The following is a 1,002-nucleotide window of genomic DNA, read 5'->3' on the forward strand; positions in this document are numbered from 1 at the left end:
TTGCCCCCGGAAGGGGGTTGGCGCAGCGACACGAAGTGCGCGCAGCCTGGGGGCGAGCCAATTACTCCTCGACGAAGGCTTCTTCGCGCTTGGCCTTGATCGCCGGCAGCAGCACGATGCCAAGCAGCAGCGCCGCAGCCACCAGCAGTCCCGCCGACAGCGGCCGCGTGACGAACACGCTCCACGCACCGCGCGACAGCAGCAGCGCGCGCCGCAGGTTCTCTTCCATCATCGGGCCCAGGATGAAGCCCAGCAGCAGCGGGGCGGGCTCGGTGCGCAGCTTCAGGAACAGGTAGCCGATGAAGCCGAAAGCCGCCACCATCCAGATGTCGAAGGTGTTGTTGTTGGTCGAGTACACGCCGATCGCGCAGAACAGCACGATCGCCGGGAACAGGAACTTGTAGGGCACCGTCAGCAGCTTGATCCACATGCCGATCAGCGGCAGGTTCAGCACGATCAGCATCGCGTTGCCGATCCACATCGAGGCGATCAGGCCCCAGAACAGCTCGGGGTTGCTGGTCATCACCTGCGGGCCGGGCTGGATGTTGTGGATCGTCATCGCACCCACCATCAGCGCCATCACCGCGTTGGGCGGAATGCCCAGCGTCAGCAGCGGGATGAAGGAGGTCTGCGCGCCGGCGTTGTTGGCCGACTCGGGCGAAGCCACGCCGCGGATGTTGCCCTTGCCGAAGGGCACTTCGCCGGGGCGCATCTTGATCTTCTTTTCCAGCGCATAGGCCGCGAAGGCCGCCAGCAGCGCGCCGCCGCCGGGCAGGATGCCCAACGCCGAACCCAGTGCCGTGCCGCGCAGCACCGCGGGCGTCATGCGCCTGAAGTCTTCCTTGGTGGGCCACAGGCCCTTCACCTTGTGCGTGAACACCTCGCGCTCGTCGTCGGGCTGCGAGAGGTTGCCGATGATTTCGCCGTAGCCGAACACGCCCATGGCGATCACCACGAAGCCGATGCCGTCGGTGAGCTCCGGGATATCGAAGCTGTAGCGCG

Annotated in this window: 1 protein-coding gene; it reads right to left on the reverse strand. The window is 66.1% G+C overall.

The features are described from left to right. Positions 1 to 61: 61 nt before the first annotated feature. The coding region (locus PMI12_RS14210; RefSeq protein WP_007833546.1) for a tripartite tricarboxylate transporter permease at positions 62 to 1,002 on the reverse strand (941 nt) is incomplete at its 5' end.

It is taken from the genome of Variovorax sp. CF313 (assembly GCF_000282635.1).
GTDB lineage: Bacteria > Pseudomonadota > Gammaproteobacteria > Burkholderiales > Burkholderiaceae_C > Variovorax.